The sequence below is a fragment of the [Borrelia] tanukii genome (assembly GCF_030439725.2).
In the GTDB taxonomy this organism is placed as follows: domain Bacteria; phylum Spirochaetota; class Spirochaetia; order Borreliales; family Borreliaceae; genus Borreliella; species Borreliella tanukii.
In genome coordinates this window covers 1-19,856 of sequence record NZ_CP124032.1, presented here as the reverse complement: position 1 = coordinate 19,856, position 19,856 = coordinate 1, and the positions used below count along the sequence as shown (strand labels likewise).

13 protein-coding genes and 1 pseudogene are annotated in these 19,856 nt (G+C 23.9%); 6 read left to right on the top strand and 8 right to left on the bottom strand.

Annotated features, from left to right (window positions below; all coding sequences use genetic code 11):
• Window positions 1–1,341 precede the first annotated feature (1,341 nt).
• From QIA27_RS00200 to QIA27_RS00190, 3 genes and pseudogenes are all read right to left on the bottom strand, one after another.
• Window positions 1,342–1,564: pseudogene (locus QIA27_RS00200) on the bottom strand (helix-turn-helix domain-containing protein); the annotation flags it as partial.
• A 270-nt stretch (window positions 1,565–1,834) separates the two neighbouring features.
• Window positions 1,835–2,107 carry a hypothetical protein gene (locus QIA27_RS00195; protein WP_301353245.1) on the bottom strand — a complete coding sequence of 91 codons (273 nt, stop codon included), beginning with the start codon at window positions 2,105–2,107 and terminating at the stop codon, window positions 1,835–1,837.
• Entirely contained in the window at window positions 2,098–2,838 is a 741-nt protein-coding gene (locus tag QIA27_RS00190) for a ParA family protein (protein WP_301353244.1), read from the bottom strand. Before QIA27_RS00190 ends, QIA27_RS00195 begins: the two co-directional genes overlap by 10 nt.
• A 570-nt stretch (window positions 2,839–3,408) precedes the next feature.
• On the opposite strand from QIA27_RS00190, the gene QIA27_RS00185 reads away from it, so the two are divergent.
• Entirely contained in the window at window positions 3,409–4,071 is a 663-nt protein-coding gene (locus QIA27_RS00185) for a hypothetical protein (protein ID WP_301353243.1), read from the top strand.
• A 661-nt stretch (window positions 4,072–4,732) separates the two neighbouring features.
• Window positions 4,733–5,416 carry a hypothetical protein gene (locus QIA27_RS00180; protein ID WP_363325344.1) on the top strand — a complete coding sequence of 228 codons (684 nt, stop codon included), beginning with the start codon at window positions 4,733–4,735 and terminating at the stop codon, window positions 5,414–5,416.
• Window positions 5,417–5,549: 133 nt separating this feature from the next.
• Here the strand turns inward: QIA27_RS00180 and QIA27_RS00175 are convergent, their stop codons facing one another.
• Entirely contained in the window at window positions 5,550–6,128 is a 579-nt protein-coding gene (locus QIA27_RS00175) for a hypothetical protein (protein ID WP_301403383.1), read from the bottom strand.
• A gap of 226 nt (window positions 6,129–6,354) precedes the next feature.
• Here QIA27_RS00175 and QIA27_RS00170 point away from each other — a divergent pair, with 226 nt between their 5' ends.
• The 3 genes from QIA27_RS00170 to QIA27_RS00160 all read left to right on the top strand — a co-directional run bounded on the left by QIA27_RS00170 (window position 6,355) and on the right by QIA27_RS00160 (window position 9,032).
• On the top strand, window positions 6,355–7,308 hold the full coding sequence (locus QIA27_RS00170; RefSeq protein WP_301403382.1) for a hypothetical protein: 954 nt from the start codon (window positions 6,355–6,357) through the stop codon (window positions 7,306–7,308).
• Window positions 7,309–7,461: 153 nt separating this feature from the next.
• The gene (locus QIA27_RS00165; protein WP_301353239.1) at window positions 7,462–7,788 is read left to right on the top strand and encodes a hypothetical protein; all 327 of its coding nucleotides are present in this window, start codon (window positions 7,462–7,464) and stop codon (window positions 7,786–7,788) included.
• Between the two features lie 155 nt (window positions 7,789–7,943).
• Window positions 7,944–9,032: a plasmid maintenance protein gene (locus tag QIA27_RS00160; RefSeq protein WP_301403381.1), complete on the top strand. Its 1,089-nt coding sequence runs from the start codon at window positions 7,944–7,946 to the stop codon at window positions 9,030–9,032.
• A gap of 384 nt (window positions 9,033–9,416) precedes the next feature.
• Here the strand turns inward: QIA27_RS00160 and QIA27_RS00155 are convergent, their stop codons facing one another.
• From QIA27_RS00155 to QIA27_RS00140, 4 genes are all read right to left on the bottom strand, one after another.
• A complete protein-coding gene (locus tag QIA27_RS00155) occupies window positions 9,417–10,550 on the bottom strand; it encodes an RNA-guided endonuclease TnpB family protein (RefSeq protein ID WP_301403385.1) in 1,134 nt (377 codons plus the stop codon).
• Between the two features lie 2,450 nt (window positions 10,551–13,000).
• Entirely contained in the window at window positions 13,001–13,102 is a 102-nt protein-coding gene (locus QIA27_RS00150) for a DUF5425 family lipoprotein (protein WP_301353247.1), read from the bottom strand.
• Between the two features lie 2,607 nt (window positions 13,103–15,709).
• Entirely contained in the window at window positions 15,710–16,645 is a 936-nt protein-coding gene (locus QIA27_RS00145; RefSeq protein WP_301403380.1) for a virulence associated lipoprotein, read from the bottom strand.
• Window positions 16,646–17,078: 433 nt separating this feature from the next.
• On the bottom strand, window positions 17,079–17,903 hold the full coding sequence (locus tag QIA27_RS00140; RefSeq protein ID WP_301403379.1) for a virulence associated lipoprotein: 825 nt from the start codon (window positions 17,901–17,903) through the stop codon (window positions 17,079–17,081).
• A 710-nt stretch (window positions 17,904–18,613) separates the two neighbouring features.
• Between QIA27_RS00140 and QIA27_RS00135 the strand changes: the two genes are divergently transcribed.
• Window positions 18,614–18,796: a hypothetical protein gene (locus QIA27_RS00135; RefSeq protein ID WP_301353235.1), complete on the top strand. Its 183-nt coding sequence runs from the start codon at window positions 18,614–18,616 to the stop codon at window positions 18,794–18,796.
• Window positions 18,797–19,856 lie beyond the last annotated feature (1,060 nt).

Genomic DNA, 19,856 nt, shown 5'->3' with positions numbered 1-19,856 from the left:
AATTTATAATTGTTTAGTTTAAAATCCAATTCCCCAAATTGAAAAAACAATATCCTTTACACTTCATTTGACACATTTAATTACTTATAGTAAACTACATACAAATATATAGGGAGTAACAATGCTTATTGATGATAAAAATCAAGAATATTTTACTTTAAAAGAAGTACAAATCCTACAAAATAAAAGCATAAAAAAAATACCATTTATATAAAACTGCTTAGATTAGAAAAACAAGGGAAAATTATCCCCTATAAACCATCACAAAATATAAAAGCTTTCAAAAATTATGGGAAAAAAAATATTAATTTATATCCCAAAGAACAAATTTTAAAATATTTTATAACACCAAGCTTTTTAAAAAGCTACAATCCCAATAAACATTTCCCCAAGTATAATCTATTAGAATTGGTTAAAAATGCTATAACGTTTGAAGAGTTTGCAATAAAAATATATAAAAATCCAATAATATTGCCTAGTAAGTCCTACTATTTTAAAATTTTAAAAAAAACAAATCCTAATTATGTCTTAGATCTAGATCAATATGGCTTATTTAAAACATTGAATAAAAATTATATAGATAATATACTTTTTATTTTCAATTCAAAACCTAGAGAAAAAAGAATACATATCAAATGTGGCAAATTAAGTAAAAAAAATAAAAAAAAGGAAACAAAAAAATTTTTTGGGTGGAAACTTTTCAAAAGATAGCATAGCTAAACCAACGTTTCAAGACACTTTATAATATTAATATTATAATACGCGCTTAATGAATGAAAATAATACAAAACTATCGATAAACAAAAATGAAATTTTTACAGAATTGAGATAAACTGAAATTTATCAGAAATTAAGGGAGGATTAAAATTTTTATGACATCGATAATAGTGTATTCATGCTTAACTCTGTGTATAGTATATTTTAGCATGCAACTTAAAACATTTTTTTCAAAATTAATCAGATTTTGTAAAAAATGTTTTAATATTTTTTTCTTATTACTAGAAATGTTAAAATTGATTTTTTATTTATTAATTATTAGAAATAAGTTTTATTTAATAATATTAATATCAATAGCTTTAATTACAATTAATATTGTGATTTAAATCAAATCCAACTAATGTCACTTAATTTTTAGAGCTGTATTTTAAATATCACAATTGCTGTACAATTTACTTAATGATATCTATACTTTATACAAAGAGGATCGATATCACTTTGATTTATATCATAATTGCCTTGCAAATTTATACAATTCTAAGCCATTAATACTTTTCCCAAACATTCCCTTTTCGCATACATTTCTCTAAAAGTAATTATTATACACATGCTTGACTTAAACTATGCACTACAAAGAACCAAACTATCAACCTTCTTTAAGAATAGAAATTCATCTTTATTCTTACTTGGATTAATACCAATACCTTTCTTATTTTTTCATAATAATTTCTCCTTATCACTTAACATTTCATTGTACAAAAATCTTACACATCTAAATACTTTTGAAAAATATTTTTTGACTAGTGTTAGGATATATTTTGTATTTACAAACTCTATTGACGCTCATTATTTTTTAAATAACTATATTTAATTCCCTTTACAAATTTATCTCCACCTAAATTCCATAGAAATTATAGATGGGGAACTCTTTGTTATTTTTTACTCAAAACACTTCTTTTTACAAGATCTTTCCTTGTCTTAAAATAAAAGCTTTAAAATAAGTTGGAACATAAAATAATAATTTATTCTAAGCCATCAATAATCAAATATTTTCTTATTGGAAAACCTTAATCGACGCATCAAAGAATTTAATAATAATAAACCTCTAATAAAATTATTATTTCTTAGAAGTTTCTATATATTCCATAATCAAAGTTCTTATAAAACCAGAAGCTGTTAATCCCTTTTTATCTAAAATAGAATAAAATTCAACCCAATATTCATATTTCAATCCTACACTTATTTGTTTGATCGTCATCTTGGATCTACCAGGCTTAACATTTGAGATACTATTACCAATAACATCATTGTCGGCACGAAAAGCAAACTTGGATTTGCTAACATTTTGTTTAATAATTTCTTCTAAATCAACCTCTTTGCTTATAGGCATAAAGCATCTCCCAATCTTGAAAGTCCCGAGATAGACTTACTCTCAGGATAATAATCAAAAATCGACTTTTTATATAACTGAGATTCTGCTATTTTAGCATCTTGCCCAATCTCATAAAGATCATATCCAAAAGTTTTAAATTGCCTTAAATGTATATTATGTCGCTTAAAACTTTTATTAAGCATATTGCAAATAATCTTCTCATGTTTAACCTTTTTTCTATAAGATTTTAACAAAGAATCAAACTCTTCCTTAAAAATATTAATTCCTTCAAGACTTAAAAATTCTGGGGTCAATGGGGTAACAACTTCACACATTGCAAGAATAATTCTTCGTTCCCAAAGTTCAAAACTGGGAGATAAATCGAAAATAGCAAATTCAAATCCTAATTTTTCTAATTCCAAACAAAAATCATCTATCAAATATGGAAAATCCTGCAATTCATGCTGCACATCTCTTCTAAAAGTTCCACTCGGCACACATGGCAAAATATAAAAATTTTTTTGTATTTGTTTTAATACTTGATCTATATCTACCTTCTTCAAAAGACAATCTTTAATATCTAACCTAAGAACTTCATGATTAAGAAACCATGTAGAAGAACTTCCTTGCTGTATATCACAATCAACTAATACAACTTTTTTTAGTTTAGACAAATAGCTTGCTATATTACCACTTAAGGTAGTTTTGCCAACACCACCTTTTTGAATATGAAATGCTATTTTTTTCATGCAAACTTCCTTTACATTATTTTATATCATATATTAATTATTTTATATCATATATTAATTATTTTATATCATATATTAATTATTTTATATCATATATTAATTATTTTATATCATATATTAATTATTTTATATCATATATTAATTATTTTATATCATATATTAATTATTTTATATCATATATTAATTATTTTATATCATATATTAATTATTTTATATCATATATTAATTATTTTATATCATATATTAATTATCTCAATGAATCAGAAATCGGATATGGTTTCGAAAACTATTAAAAATAAAAGCTTCGATTATTTTAATAGCAAAATTTATTAATAACCTCTTAAAGAGAAATTAAATAAATAAAAAGTCCTAAGAAATTTCTCTCTTAAAGACTTTTTATAAATGGTTAAAGGTTAAAGATAAGTTAAAATTTACAACAATTTAGAAAAAAAACAAAATTAAAAATATTTTTTTATTTATATTGTATATAAATTGATATTGAATATTAATTGATATACAATACTATATTGTAGTACATAAATTATAATAATATGTTTTTGAAGGATAAAAATGCAAAAAGAAATACCAAGAAACTATAATGAATATGCAATTGGGGGCATAAAAGGAACTTTCTTTGGGAATTCCCAATATGAAGCTAACTATCGAGCAAAAATAAATGGCTTTATAATCGACTTTTTCAAAATTCCAATAAGTTTAAAGAAAAAATATGAACTTAATATTAAAGCCCTTAGTGATCCTAATTTTTCATCCACCAATATTGCAATGAATTGCATAAATACTTTTAAACTTATAGTTGACATTGTTAATATGCAAACTGGGGAAAATTACGATTACGACACATTTATCATAAAAACAGAAACGGAAAAAATGCTTAAATATGGAACAAAAATAATTGCCGCACTAGCAAGACACTTCGACGAACAAAACAGAACTAACTTCAATGAAAGCTACTATGAATGGGAAAAAGGCTGGATAGATAAAAAATGGATAAATTATGAACCAACCGAGGCGGAAATTAAAGAGATTCAAACAATGAATCAAAAATTAAACCCTTTGAAGCTTAACAACGAAGGAAAAGCCCCTAATAAAGGACAAATAAAACTCTTAAAAGCCATCAATAAAATTGAAAATCAACCACAACAACAAAATGCTAAAACAAACAATACAGCTAAAAAATTAAAAGGAAATCGTAGAAAAGAAGTTAAAATTTAACATTTTGCTTAAAAAACCAAATTTTATTTATTATTATTAAATAATATTTACAAAATTAAAAAAATAAAATATTATATATATAAGGTAGAAAACGATCTACTAACAGTCCCCAACACCCCTATTAATCCTCTCCAAATAAGATTAGGGGTAGGGACTTCTTTTTTGCTAAAAATTAAAACATTCAACGCCTAGACCAATAAGTCTATAGCAAATAGAAAAAATGAAAATCTAAAAAGCATAAATTAACTAAAAATTTAATTTCTATTAAGTGAATATGAGGTATAAAATTACAACAAGATGTCTAAGATTTAATCAAACTTAACAATAAATAAAATTTCAACTTGAATAATCTTTGATTTTTTCTACAAAAAAGAATTCTTTAAAAAAATTTTCAAAATACCTGGTAATACTCAATTATTGAACTAATAATTGAGTATTAAATATTCTCCTTTTTTAAAATTAAAAGAATTTATTATCAATATTTACTTCATACCATACATTCTTTTAAATAAACCTCTTATCTTTAAGAGGTTTTCTTTTATATAGAGGAAATCAAATAAAAACCACTTATATATCTAAAATTTTTCTAAATTTCATACTTAATAGATAAAAACGGTTTACTAAAATCATTCAAGACTGCTATCATATAATAAGTTACATGATAAAAAGCAAAACTTTTATATTCTTAATGTTTTTGATTCAAAATTTAGCAATATATGCTCAGAACACAAACTATGAATTTAAACAAATTAAAATTAAAAATATAAAAGGAATATTTATTAATTATAAAGTCTATCTAACAGAAAATTTAGCAATTGACAATGTAAAAACCTTAAACCATGTTTCTACATTTAAAATCAATCTTGTTGTTGACAAAAAAATTGCAGCTTCTATTAAAAATGAACAAGATGTAATTAGAGCTGGAAATGAATGTGGAATATTTTTGGAATTCCAAATCAATAACCACACATATTATGCCAAATTTTCATCAATAAAATATATTTTAAAAGCAATTGAAAGTTTTACCAAAATCAAAAATACAATCAATAATTTAGAAATTAAAAACCTTGAAGGCAATGGAATTTTTTTATACAAAAATGGTCTATCATACAATTTAAAAACAGATTTTCAAGAAACAGCAATATTTGTAAATTTTCTCGGCTTCAAAGATAATACCGGAAGGCCTTACTTCATCTTTTACTATGACAATATAGATAATAAAGATAAAAACTTAAAAACAATCTTAATTTCCTTTGAAGAGTTCCATAATGGAATAAGAGAAGGACTATTCTTGCTGAGAAATGAAAAAGCCATACTAGAATTCATCAACCTTTCAAAAGGTTAACCATAATGGACAATATAAAAACAATATTATCACAAATTAATATCAAAAAACTTATTTATACTAAGTACTCTTAATTTATTCCTTCCTAGTAAATAATCATTTAACTTGAGCTTAAAAATTATTCAAACTAAAGTCAACTCGCACCAAGTTCTTTAACTTTTAAATTAAAATCGTCCAAAAACTTTTTAAACAAGATCTTGCTAAAACTTACAACAACATCATTTCTAAAAGCATAAATTCTAAATGCCGCTATATTATCATTACCCAAAGCAACAAATCTCATAAATTCGCTTTCTGAAATATTAAATTTATAAATTTCTACCTTAATATTTTTTTCAGTAATCACTGTTGTATAATCATAAGGAAAATATGAATCATAAAAATCATTATAATAAACAATACGTTTACTGTTTTCTGAAACCAACTCCCCTTTAGACTCAAATCTAGTGTCCGTGATGATCTTTTCAAGCTTTATTTGACTAGAATTTCTAGCATCAACTTTAACCAAAATAAAATATTCCCTTTTATCTTTTAACTTATCATATCTAATAGAAATTACAGACTTAAATATTCCATCTCTAGAATAATTTACCCCAACATCATATTGTGAATCTAGTACTTGAGAAAACCTATCATAAGCTATTTGATAAGTTTGACAAGAAATTAAAAAAAATACCAAAATAAAATTTTTTACAACAAACTTTACATTCATTAAAATCCCCTTTAGTTTATCTTATATTTATTTTTAAAAAATTTCTCAAAATCAGAAAATTAAATAATATAATAAATTCAAATAAAAACATCCTCATTTTATAGCTTGAATTAAAATTAAAAAACTATTATTATTAGGTGTTGTTCTAACAAAAACCAATTTAAAAGATTAGATCATGTCTAATCCCAATTTATATAAATTTCAAAGTGCATCTATAGGAGAAATCGTGTATACTGACCCAAGGTCAATTATTAATACTTACTTTGTAAAAAATAAAAAAATATTCATTATCAACCCCATAGCTTTTAAATTTGAACTTAATTTTGAAAAAACTATTAAAACAAATTCAAAAGAGAATGTATTACTCAAAACATTTAAAGGTGGAATTATTAGCTTAAAATTAAGATCAAATGAATTTTCTAAATTACCAACAGATATTCTAAAGGGAAAACTTGAATTTTATATTAACTATGTAAGTGAAGAAAAACTTAAAATAGTTTACGATATGATGGTAGTAAAAGTTTATACAATTGATTTAAAAGCTAGCAATAAAGATGAAATTTATCAAATCGGACTTAAAATACTTGGCTCTATTTATAGAAAAGAAAATATAGAAAATGCGTTTATTCCTATTATAAAGAATAATAATACTTACCTTTTTGAGAATAAAGCAAACAGCCAAAAAGTTAATTTACTCTTAAAAGGGATCAACCAGATCATTGAACTTCCTTTTTTAACAAAAATCAGCTATTCAAATATAAAAATTATTAATACCGTCGATATAAAAACTAATGAAAATTTAAATGTAAACATTAAAACAACAAATAAAATGTTGTTAAATCTGAGCACAAAAATCTACGAAGAACTAATCTTAACAAATTCAAATCAAATAAAAACTATCAACAACAAACAAAAAATTCTAAAAACGTTAAGATCTTTTATTGAAAATGAAAACGGATTAGGGGGCAAAATAAGATTAATCTTCTTAGAAAAAACAAATTTTTTGACTAAAAATTTAAACTCAAATAACCTAGACTTTATCTTAAATGACATCAATATTATACAAGAAAATAGCTGCATCAGAATTGATATCACTTTATTAGAGGACAAAATTGAAAAAAAATACTTAAACCAAACCACAAGTATAAGCCCATTTCTTAAAAATATAAACTTATTGTAAATTTTTTTAGGTAAGACAAATTGCCATAATAAGCTTCATTCACATCATGTAACAACTCTTAGCAAGCGCTCTATCAAAAAAGTATTCAACATATAACCCAACTCCTTGAAACTAACACACAATCTATAATAAAATGAAATTAATGAGGTATTTATGTTAAGTATTAACGGTGTAAGACTTTATTCTTTAAAAGAATTCCAAAATATATTAGAAGATTCTTATAATCTTTCAATTAGCAAAAATACTATATCTAAAAAATCAAAAATTTTAAAATGTGCAATCCATGTAGACAACCGTCCTTACCTTTTAGAAGATTTTTGTACATACTTTCTAATGGACTTTAGAAGGCCCAAACCTATAACAAATAGCATGAAAGAAACAATTCAATTAAGAATTGAGCAAGCAAAAAAAATAATGACCCGAAAATCTACAAAACATGAAATACAAATTGTTTCTAACAACATAGGTCATATCTTATAATCCATCATATTGACATTTTAAAAACATTGTTATAGAATGTGATGAAAAGCTAATTATTTTGCTTGTAATGCAGTAAAAACTTAGAGTGCAAGCAAAATAATTGTAAAAGCTTCTGAAACTACAACAAATTTCACTTCAGAAGCCAGGATAAGATAATGATAATAAAAATAGAAAATAATGTCAACAAAAATTTTAACAATCTCATAACATTAGAAGAGCTTCTAAAACACAACCAAAAAAACACAAACTCTAATTTAATAGAACTAAAGTGCTCAAGACTAAAATCATATTTAACTAAAAAAAGAGCCATATATCAAAGAATGCTAAAAGTATGCTGGGCAATTGAACTTAAAAACAAAGAATACTATAAATCTAACAAACTTAAAACATATTCCACAATGGAAATATACAATATAGTTAACAAATGCCTTGCAAAAGATAATCAAAAAATATCAATCAGGACCTTAGAATATGATATATCATTTTTAAATCAAATACTATTAATAACAACCCAACTAAAGCATTTGGGGAAAGATAATGGAAGCTTTGCATTTTATATACAAAATAAAAATCTTTGGGAGCACCGTTTTAAAGTTATTCAAGAAGCAATTAATGAAGAAATTTTAGAATATGTAAAAGATAAAAAAATAGTATCTGATTTTTATAAAGAAATTGAAAATACTATGATAAAGAATAATACAAAAACTAAAAGCTCATCTGCAGATGAATCAATTGCAGATGTTATACCTAAAGGTATAAAAGATAAAGATAAGATAAAGAATTCTATAAGAAAAAAAATTGAAAAATTTTCTTACAAAGAATACATCACGAGCAAACTAATAAGAGTCCATAAAATAGAAAAACTTCAAATAGCAAAAATACTAAAAATAAGCAATAATGAGAAAACTTATATAAACGCATTAAGAAACTTAAAATCAGCAATAGAAAAATACGAAAAAGAATATAGAATTGAAGATATTTCAAACCACTTCGTAAAAGAGTTTAAAAACAAATACAGCAAAAAAATATGGATGATGAACGGAAAAACAGATAAAATAAATGATTTTAATGAAATTTGGGAAACAAGATTTAAAAAAAGATTTTCAAACAAAAAGCTAATAGAAAATTATTACAACAATTATATAAAAAGCGAAAAAAATATTCCTAATCATGAGAAAAGAATAAATGTGTCTTTTTCCAATAACAAGGGCTTTAAAAAAATAAACAAAATTAAAATCAATTAAAAATTATTCATCTTCATGAAAATAAACAACAGTGAATTTTTTTAAAAAAAGTAAAAGAATATATTAAAATTCGATTTAAAAAACTAAAACTTATTGTTAACAGGAATGAAATAAATAGTATTATAGGTGTTTTTAGTTTTGCACTTCGAGCAATCAAAAACATAATTCACTTAAAAAAAAGCACGGACACTAACAATTTTATATTAATGAGCTTCTGAGTCAACATACCAAATTGTTACATATAGACTTTTTATTGGTTGCCGTAATAGTGAACTGCTATTTCTAAATCAAAGATTATAGAAATAGCTTCTTGTTTCATCCCATGATAGCTTTTTAGGTTCTAAAGAACGGTCATCCACTAGAGCATGGTCCACAAGCTTTACTTCAGGCAGTTCCTGCCTTAGTTTGTATTTCCTTATAATAATAAGCTTTAAGATTTAGAGCTGCATTTATATCTCTATCATGCAAAACATTACAACTACCACAAGTCCACTTAATATCACTTAATTTTAGAGTTGTATTTTTAATACCGCAATTGTTACATAGTTTACTTGATGGAAAATATCTATCAACTTTATGCAAATAGGATCCAGACCACTCTGATTTATATGATAATTGCCTCACAAACTCATACCATCCTAAATCATTAACGCTTTTGCCAAACATTCCTTTTTGCATACCTTTAATTGACAAGTTTTCTATCACTATATTTTTATAATTAACCACAAAATAATAAGATAATTTATGTAAAAAATCTTTTCTTTGCTTTGAAACTTTCCTATGCAACTTGGCAACTCTTAATCTAGATTTAGCTCTATTTCTAGAACCTTTTTGTTTTTTTGATAGTTTTCTTTGGTATTTCTTAAGTTTGGATTCATTTTTTAGTAAATATTTAGGATGATTGATTTTCTCACCTTCACTACTTACTAAAAAATGCCTCATGCTCATATCGATACCAACTATCTCTTTTTTATCACCTTTAGTTTTATCATTATTTTTAATATCTAAGCACTCAACTGCTACTGAAACATAATATTTATCATCAGTATCTTTTTCTACTACTACATTTTTAATAAATTCATTACTCTTAATGTTCCTATGTGGGGCTAACTTTACAAATCCTATTTTGGGTAATTTTATATAATTATTTTCTATTCTTATAGAGTTTTTTTGATTATTAGTTCTAAAAGTTTGTCTATTTTTCTTACTTTTATATTTAGGAAATCCTTGTGTTCTATTTCCTTTTTTAACTTCTCTAAAAAAATTACTATAAGCAGAATTTAAGTCAATCCATGCACTACAAAGAGCTAAACTATCAACTTCCTTTAGAAATGAAAATTCATTTTTATACTTACTTGGATTAACACTAAGACTTTCCTTATTCTTTTCATAATAATCTTTCTTATCACTCAACATTTTGTTATACAAAAATCTTACGCATCCAAATACCTTTGAAAAATATTTCTTTTGATTGGTGTTAGGATATATTCTGTACTTATAAGCTTTATTAGCGCCCATTATTTTTTTAATTATTATATTATATATTAACTTACGTTGCAAATTCATCTCCACCTAAATTTCATAGAAATTATAGGTGGAGTATTCTTTGCTATTTTTTTGATAAAATTAATGAAAAATAAGTTTTTATAATATTAAGAAATTTATACTTTCCAACTTTTCTATTATGAAGGACATATTGAAATTAATTGATGAAATCAAAGATAATAATGAACATATTAATTTTAAACGGATTTTAAAAGAAACTACCAATGTAGTAAATAATTAATACAGATTTTATCTTTAAAGACTTTATTTTTACGGAAACCAAACTAAATTCAAAAGATCCCTATTCTTATTTTTACTAAGACTTTTTACACAATATTATGTTAATTCAATAAAAACAAAAGTAATTTATTACATTTATAAATCCATTGTTATCGTTTTTGTCAGTAGCTTAAATGAAATACTTACTAAAGAATTTAAACAAAATTATAATTTTTTAATAGAGAGAATAAAATTTTTTATTTGAAGTTCCAAAAGAAATATTAAGCAAAATTCCAATAAAATTTGACAATCAATAGGACTTATTTATAAATCCATTCTAAAAAATATCTATAAATTTCAATATTTAATGGTTTATTAAGCATTTAATCATCTTGAAAAAGTCAACATTTAAAAGAAGCTTGTAATGTTGCTTTTGATAATAAAACTAGAATTGTAATTGTTATTTTTGCTAAATGTAGAGATAAAAAAAATAACAAATTAGCAAATGTTTACCAAAAGTTAATAGAAGATATAAATATTAACTTTTTAATAAATTCTATGAAAAATTTACTCCAGAAGAAATGCTTGAATACATTTACGTAATTCTTTATTCAAATATCTATATAAATAGTTTTATAAAGTTCTTAAAATAGATCTTCTTAAAATTATTTTTATGAACAGTGTAGGAATATTTTTAAAATTTAGCAAACTTGGAAATAGCGTTATTAATTCCCTAGTTATTAAAAGATAATTTAGAGATTAATGGAAGTATGTAAAGGATACTATAGTTCAAAATCAAAATAAGGTTATGGAAAAAATCTTCATAATGAAGACGTAAGCGAACTTTATTATGAATCAATATCTAAGTTTGTTAATGTTTCTAGGGAAGCCTTATAAGTACATGATTGAAAGTTACTAAGTTATTAAAAGCTATTTAAAGTACAGAAGAGGTAGGAGATAATATTGACGAAGTTGAACATCTTGAAAAAGTTATAAGAATGCTAACTACATAATTAATATTTAAAAAAGAAACTAATGAAATAATATCTATTCTTAGAGAGTTTAATGAGCAAATTCAATATCCAAATTGTGCTTGTCAATAACATTTTTAATTTAAACTTTAGTTCTATATAAATTTTGATTTTATATTCATATCCTTTAAAGAAAAATTAGAAGAACAAAAAGCTAAATATAGATAAGATTAAGATTTAAAAAGATGAATTATCTTGAAAGGCAATCAAGAATAAGTTTTTAAAAGTTACAAATCAAATATATAAAATAACTAAAGAAATTGATGCTATTAAAGCAAAAAATGAAACATGGGTGAAAGAGGTTGAATATAAAGTTACAGGTTTATATATGATGATATTGCCAATTCTGTAAGTAGGCACACTTTTATGAAATGAATAGATAAGATAATAAACTTATAATGAAGCACAAGCCTTATTTTTTGATTTAGGAGATACTAGAAGATCGTGAAGAAAGAAAGTATATAATGATGACAATAATAAAGATATTGTAAAGGTTAGTGATATGAATAATGGTTTATCTAAATTTAGATATTCTTTAAGTTGTTTTAAAGAATATCTTGAAAATAGTACAAATTATTAAAAAATTTATAAGCTATAAAATATTTAATTTATGATAGCAGTGATGATTGTAATTAATAATTTATTAAGATTATTTATATAAAACGTTATAACTTTTTGATATTTATTATTGTTTTTTTGTATACTACTTGCTTTTACAATGAAAAAAATGCAAAAAAAGCAGCAACAGAAAATAAAGATAATGGTTAAAATAATACGGATTTTTCTTTTGATCTAAGCGACAAGAGCAAAAATGATAAAAAATGTGCACTTACTATAATGAGAAAAAACGGCATATTTACAAAAATTCTTATAATAAGGAGATTAAGTAGATAAATTGATAAAATCAATTACGAAACTGCTATAAAAAGTTAAAAAATTTAAAGCAAAAATATATGTTATAAGTATAGTTAGTAATAATTATCAATTAGATAATATTAAAAAAAACTTATGAAAAATAAATTAGTGTATAGGAAATCTGCCAACAAAGAATGTTTATTGGGCCTTGATAAAGCAAATAACAATAATAAAAACTTTATAAATATAGGCTAAAATTAAAAGCTTTTGCAATTATATTATAGATATAGCATTCTTTTGTTTTTTGGATGGAATTAATCATTTTATCTTCCAAGATGAACAGGTTTTACTATAAGAATTTGAATAATTAGATACTCTAGAAGAATAAAAAAGATTTTTATCATTATTATCATCTTTAATTTTAGAGCTTTTAAGCTCGATAGACTTTTTTTTGCTTGAGCATTTGTAATCTAAATATCATCCATTTTGTTTTGATCGTTATTTATTGATAAATCACAACCTAATACTAATAAGAATGCTGACATTATAAATAGTAATGAAATAATAAAGTTTTTATTCATAAATCCCTTTCTTCTCCTATTTTAATAATTAAAATTTACTTTTCAAAAACCACAAAGCAGTATAAGTAAATATACTTTAAGAGTTAATTGGCAAACTCTATTTTAGCATATAAAACCAATTCTATTTTTTATTATGAAACACAAGTAGCTCAAATTTATATTTATTTTTTCATTTTTCAACTATAGAAATTATATTCTAAATTGATCATTTTTTAAATAAGCAATGTTTTTTGTTTGCTAAGTTATTGATTTTGATTAAAAATGACATAAATGGGTAGCAAATCCAAGTTTTAACTTTTAGAATTTCTATTATGTGTATTAAACATTTACAAATTTAAAAGGCATCTTTTAAATTTAAGTAACACGAGGTGGACTTGCGTCAGTTGTAATATTTTGTATGATAGAGATATAAATTCATCTCTAAATTTTAAGGCTTATTATTACAAAGAAATAAAAGCCAAGACAGGAGCTGTCTGAAATAAAGCTTTGAGGATCATGTTGTGCTAATAGATTGCCTTTTTTTTAGAACCCAAAAAGCCATTATAGAAAGATACAAAAAGCTATTTTTATAATCTTTGACTTAAAAATAATAGTGCACTATTTAATGTGTATTAATGAGCAACTACAAAAACCAGTTGGAAAGTAGGTGTTGATAGTGATAAATAAGGGGGAACCCCCTAAAATAATGAAAATTGCTGCCCAAGCTTTAAAATTAAAAGAGATTGGGGGGATAAATTTAAGATAGTTGTTAAAGAGTAAAATAGAGTAAACAGGTGGCAAAATGTTTTTTAAAGCGTATCGTGAAGATGAAAAAAATTAAGAAATTAAAAGATAAAGAAAGGGGAAAAGAGAAAAACTTGAAAAAGAATTTAAAAGAGTTTTTAATTCTTTAAAACAAAAAATATAGAGAATAAAAAAAATTAAAAGATGATAAAAAGAGCTTTGAATAGCTTAAGAAGCAAGTGTATGTGTTGGTGGTATGTAATTTTTAGTTGAACAAAAAAGGGCAGAAACATTTAAAAATTGCTAATGCAATAAAAAGAAGGAGCTATGAAAGAAAAATTTTCAATAAAAATTGTATATTAGAAACATTAATTATATTAAGAAATAAAAAAATTTAAACAATAAAAAGTTAAAGCAAAATCCAATAAAACTACAAAGAATTTAGCGTTAAAAAAACAAGAAGATTACGATTTTTATGAAAAAATATCAAAAAAATTATGAAATAATGCAAAAAAAACTAAGAGAAAAATAAGAAGGAGATATTATAAGTAATTTGGTTTATGATGTTTGCAAAATAGGAAATATAGTTTGGAATTTTTAACAAAAGAATAACAAAGAATTCTCCAGTTACAATTTCTCCGAAATTTAGGTGGAGATGAGGTTATTAATAAAATAGATTCATTTTGACGCGGAACATACTTTTTGATGATATCAAAAGAGGTTATTCTAGTAGAAATAAGAAGGTGGCTTCCAGATCAAAAATAAGGTTTCCAGCAATACTTATTTAAATAAGTAAAATATTTTTTTCTTATAGGTCTTGAAAATACTGTTTTTAGATTCTATCTAAATTTAGAAGATTGAGTATTGAGAGTAAATTCTAGTATCAATAAACACGATCCTTATTATGGTTGGATTTATTGGGGGCTTCTTTTCTATAAAGATCATATATTAACTATTATATTATTTAAATATATAGTGGTTGATTGGAGAAAGAATTTCTGCTGCAATTCTTTAAAAAGTATTAATTTTTTACTTGCATTAAGGCTTTCTTTTAAACGCTTTTTTACATTATCTATTTTAGTGTTTACACTATCTATTTTTTCATTAAGTTCATTCTTTTTTAAAACTTCAAACAAAATTGAAATTTTAGTTATTGTGTTAATAGTAATAAAATATTAAAGAAATTAATTATTTTAGGATTGATTCACTTTTTTATGATTAACCCTTTGATTTGTTATATAATTTTTTGAACCGCCAATTATTAAAAATGAAATTATCAAAAGCGTAATTAATTTTATATTAATTACTTTTAAAGTATATACCATGAATAATATTAATATAATCTATTGTTAACCGCTAGTATTAAATTAAAGAGTATAAAAATAATAATTTGCTTATTGCTAGTATTTAATCACAATATTGTCTTTTGAATTTATTAATAATTTAAAAACAGCGCCCTTAAGACTTATACAAAAAATATTTTATCTATTTAAATAGTTATTATTGCAAATTTTATTTTATTATAAAAATAATTGTGTTATTTCCAATGTATGGGTTTCTAAAGGTATCATAGAAGCATATTTATATTATTTAACAGGTTTATCTCTGTCTAAAGTTTATGTAAATTATAGGCATGAAAAATTCTTTGTAATTTTTAGTTAAAACGTTAAGTTGATTTTTTATTGAGGATGGTTTTCGCATTATGACAATCTCAATACATAACTTAAAGGTTATGTATTGAGAATATGTCATTTTTTAGCTTTTCTACCCCTTCACTTTTTTCTAGAATTTGATTGTAAAGTGTGGCTACATGAGATTCAAGCTTAGCTTGATCTTTTTTTATAGAATTTTCATTATTTTGATAATCTAATAAAAGCTGGTTTAATATTTTTGAGACGATTGTTTTTATAGATAAAAATTCTTCAAACGAATTTTTAAGATTTTCTAAATTTAAAATCTCTAGTTTGTCTAGAGCATCTTTTTTGGTATATAAGTGAACAATCACATCGTCTAGAGTCCCCCCAAATGCGCTAAGGGTGTTAAATAAACCTTGTGTTTGCCCTGACAGCATTATAATTTCTGTTAATGTCTTTAATTCACTAATGTCAATATCATTTAATGTAGCATAAGTTCGTTTTCTATATCTGTTAGATCTTTCGGTATTATCGGCTACCTTTTCACCACCTGGTGATGGCCATCCCAATTCTTTGAAAGCCGCTATTCCATATTGGTCTTCTGTTTCTTCTGCCGATTTTTTTTCATATTTTTTTCTGTCCTCGTTAGCTTTTTCTATTAAATTTTTTAAATCATCAAGCAGTGTATTTTTAATTTTTTTATTAGGATCTTCCTCTTGATTTTGGCCTATTTCTTGATTTGATTTTGCTTCTTGATTTTTATCTACTTCTTGATTTGGTTTTGCTTCTTGATTTTTATCTACTTCTTGATTTGGTTTTGCTTCTTGATTTTTATCTACTTCTTGATTTGGTTTTGCTTCTGTTTTAGGTGTTAATCCCTTTTTAGATTTTGGTCTTTTTCTATTGGATCTTAGTCCTTTTTTACTAGATTGATGCTTTATATCTTTTTGATTGGTGTTAAAATCTGGATTGCAAGCATTTAAAAATAGAAAAACTAAGATGCTTGCAAGGATATTGTATTTCATAAATATTCTCCTTAATTAAAATCTAATATTCAATATAATTCAATATTTATTATATTTCAATATTGATTATCATATTGAAATATAATAAATATGTATTATTGGAATAATCATAATAATATTTTAATTAAGAGAAGTTTTATGGTGATTTTAGTTTTTTATAAAATCTATTTTGATAGATTTTTATCCAATTTGTTTATTTAAATAATATTATTATTGCAAATTTTATTTTATTACAAAAACGATTGTGTTATTTCCAATGTATGGGTTTCTAAAGGCACCATAGAAGCATATTTATATTATTTAACAGGTTTATCTCTAACTAAAGTTTATGTAAATTATAGGCATGAAAAATTCTTTGTAATTTTTAGTTAAAACGTCAAGCCTGTCTTTTATTGAAGATAGTTTTTGCATTATGACAATCTCAATACATAACTTAAAGGTTATGTATTGAGAATATATCATTTTTTAGCTTTTCTGCTTCTTCGCATTTTTCTAGCATTTGTTTGAAAATTGTATATATATGAAATTCAAGTTCAGTGCTATCTTTTTTTATAGAATTTTTATCATTTTGATAATCTAATAAAAGTTGGTTTAACATTTCTGAGATGCTTGCTTTTATAGATAATAATTTTTCAAACGAATTTTTAAGATTTTCTAAATCTGAAATTTCTAGTTTGCCTAGAGCATCTTTTTTGGGATATAAGCGAACAATTACTTCGTCGAGAATGCCCCCAAATCCTCTAAGGATATTGAATAGTCCTTGTGTTTGATTTGATAGCATTATAATTTCTGATAATTTCTTTAATTCACTAATATCAATATCATTTAAGGTGCAATAAGTCGATTTTCTATAGTTTTTGGATCTTTCAGTATTAGTTGCTACCGTTTCAGATGAGCCTTGCCAAAATAATTCTTTGAAAGCTTCTATTCCATATTGGTCCGAAGGTTCTTCTTCTATTTTTTTTACATATTTTTTTCTATCTTTGTTAGCTGTTTCTATTAAATTTCTTAAATCATCAAGCAGTGTGTTTTTTGCGCTATGATTAGGATCTTTTTCTTGAGTTAGGGTTACTGCTTGATTTGGGGTTACTTCTGTTTTAGGTGTTAATCCCTTTTTGGATTTTAGTCTTTTTCTATTAGATCTTAGTTCTTTTTTACTAGATTGATGCTTTATATCTTTTTGATTGGTGTTAAAATCTGGATTGCAAGCATTTAAAAGTAGAAAAACTAAGATGCTTGCAATTATATTATATTTCATAAATATTCTCCTTAATTAAAATCTAATATTCAATATAATGCAATATCAATATAATTCAATATTGAATACAATATAATATTGTGTTCAATATTGAATATTAAAATAATCATAATAATATGTTCATTGCAAGAAGTTTTATAGTATTTTGAGCTTTTTAAAAATTTATTTTTATATATTTTTTATCAAATTTGTTTATTTAAATAATGGTATGTATTATCTATGAATAGATTTTTGATGATTATTGTCTTAAAGATTTAAAAACTTTTGAAGTTGTAAATAATTTATAGAGTATTTTAAGGGATTATAGAATGGTTCTGCGAAGTAAATAGCCAAATAAAAATCTTTCTATAAATAAATTAATATTACACTAACATGGTAGTTGAATTTTTATTTAGCTATTTAAATTTTTAAACTTTTGCTATCATCTTTTTTAAAAAGATTAAATAATAGTTTTTGATATTTTTATTCTATTCTTGAGATAAGAATTATTAGAATAATGCATAACTGTTTTGTAAAAACTATGTTAAGAAAAGATAAATTGAAGAAAATTGAGAATTTTTATCGCAACATTATTAGTTGATAATAAAAATGTGTTGTTATTTAAGCTTTAATTTATTATTTTATAAGTGAATAAATTATGGAATCGCTGTGTTGACAATTAATATTGCTGAAGGAAAAAATATGTAAAGAGTTCCTTCAATTAGGAAAGAATGGAGCAACTAATTAACGAAAGATTTGTTAGAAAATATTATCGCAATGAGCTTACATATAGAGATTTAGAAAAACAATTTGGGATAAAGTTTGATGATCTTTTTAAGATTGACAGTGTAGAAAAGAATTTACAAAGGGGGTTATCTAATTTGGACGCTAAGATAGATGCTTTTGAAAGTTAAGATTGATAAGGAAGGGCTTGCAAAAAGACATATCCAATTTGGCACAAAATCTTAAACTAGATTTTGACGAAAAGCTACAAAGAATTTTCCACTCCAACTAATTAAGCAAAAAATTTTAGATATAATTTGTTTTTGTAATTTACTAGTGTTTTTGTAGATCCCTAGATTCCTTGGGGTTTGCATTAATGTATCGTTTTTAATTATGCAAATTTTTACAAAATTCATTTTAAGTAAAAAAAATTTGAAATCAAATTTATAATAGTAGATGTAAGTTCGTTAGAGCTGTTTCGGTAATAATTTAGATTGCATTGATTGAACTTTGGAAGCGAAAATGACTTAATGTAGTTAAATTGCGGTATAGATGCAATATGCAAGGTGTTAACTGAAAAGATGTTTTGTGAATTAGAGTTTTATTTGATTTTATGCGGTGCTTCTTTAGGCTTGATAATCGAAGAGTAAGCGATTTTTCATTTGCTTGGTAGTAATCCCCAAAATATATTTTTCGCCATACAATTAATTTGACATGCATTGAATAGTTAGCAATTTATTTTTGTTTAAATTTTCAATACATCTGGAAATTTTTATTAGAGCAAATTAGAGAATATTTTTGAATTTGCAAACTATTGCCCAACGTATACGAAAGTATATCAGATTTGAAATTGTATGGAGTTTTGATATTTAGACTTTTGAGATGAAATAATGAAATTCTATAAAACTAATAATTTTAAGCAATTTGTGAGTAGTGCTAGAAGAATCGATAAGATGTTCACTAATTAGAATGAATCCATTGGGATTAATCTTAAAAATTTTTTTGTTTAGTAGACTTGAGTTTGAAAAAAAAGTTGAATAAAAACCCGTGAACATTATATGCTTTTTATAAAATTTATAAAAAAACCTAAAAATTTGAGATTCAAATTTTTAGGTTAAAGTTTGGGATTCTTGAAAAATTCAGGTTAAGTTCTTATTCTTCAGAGTTAAAGCTTTATCTTTTTAGACTAAATATTAATTTATTAGGGCTAATCTTTAGAGCTAAAATATATATACTATTTAAAAATTATAT

Excerpts from the sequence above, each read along its gene's own strand:
- QIA27_RS00195 (WP_301353245.1), bottom strand. The coding sequence starts at position 2,107 with ATGCCTATAAGCAAAGAGGTTGATTTAGAAGAAATTATTAAACAAAAT.
- QIA27_RS00190 (WP_301353244.1), bottom strand. The coding sequence starts at position 2,838 with ATGAAAAAAATAGCATTTCATATTCAAAAAGGTGGTGTTGGCAAAACT.
- QIA27_RS00145 (WP_301403380.1), bottom strand. The coding sequence starts at position 16,645 with ATGAAATACAATATCCTTGCAAGCATCTTAGTTTTTCTATTTTTAAAT.
- QIA27_RS00185 (WP_301353243.1), top strand. The coding sequence starts at position 3,409 with ATGCAAAAAGAAATACCAAGAAACTATAATGAATATGCAATTGGGGGC.
- QIA27_RS00155 (WP_301403385.1), bottom strand. The coding sequence starts at position 10,550 with ATGGGCGCTAATAAAGCTTATAAGTACAGAATATATCCTAACACCAAT.
- QIA27_RS00160 (WP_301403381.1), top strand. The coding sequence starts at position 7,944 with ATGATAATAAAAATAGAAAATAATGTCAACAAAAATTTTAACAATCTC.
- QIA27_RS00140 (WP_301403379.1), bottom strand. The coding sequence starts at position 17,903 with ATGAAATATAATATAATTGCAAGCATCTTAGTTTTTCTACTTTTAAAT.
- QIA27_RS00165 (WP_301353239.1), top strand. The coding sequence starts at position 7,462 with ATGTTAAGTATTAACGGTGTAAGACTTTATTCTTTAAAAGAATTCCAA.
- QIA27_RS00175 (WP_301403383.1), bottom strand. The coding sequence starts at position 6,128 with ATGAATGTAAAGTTTGTTGTAAAAAATTTTATTTTGGTATTTTTTTTA.
- QIA27_RS00135 (WP_301353235.1), top strand. The coding sequence starts at position 18,614 with ATGGAGCAACTAATTAACGAAAGATTTGTTAGAAAATATTATCGCAAT.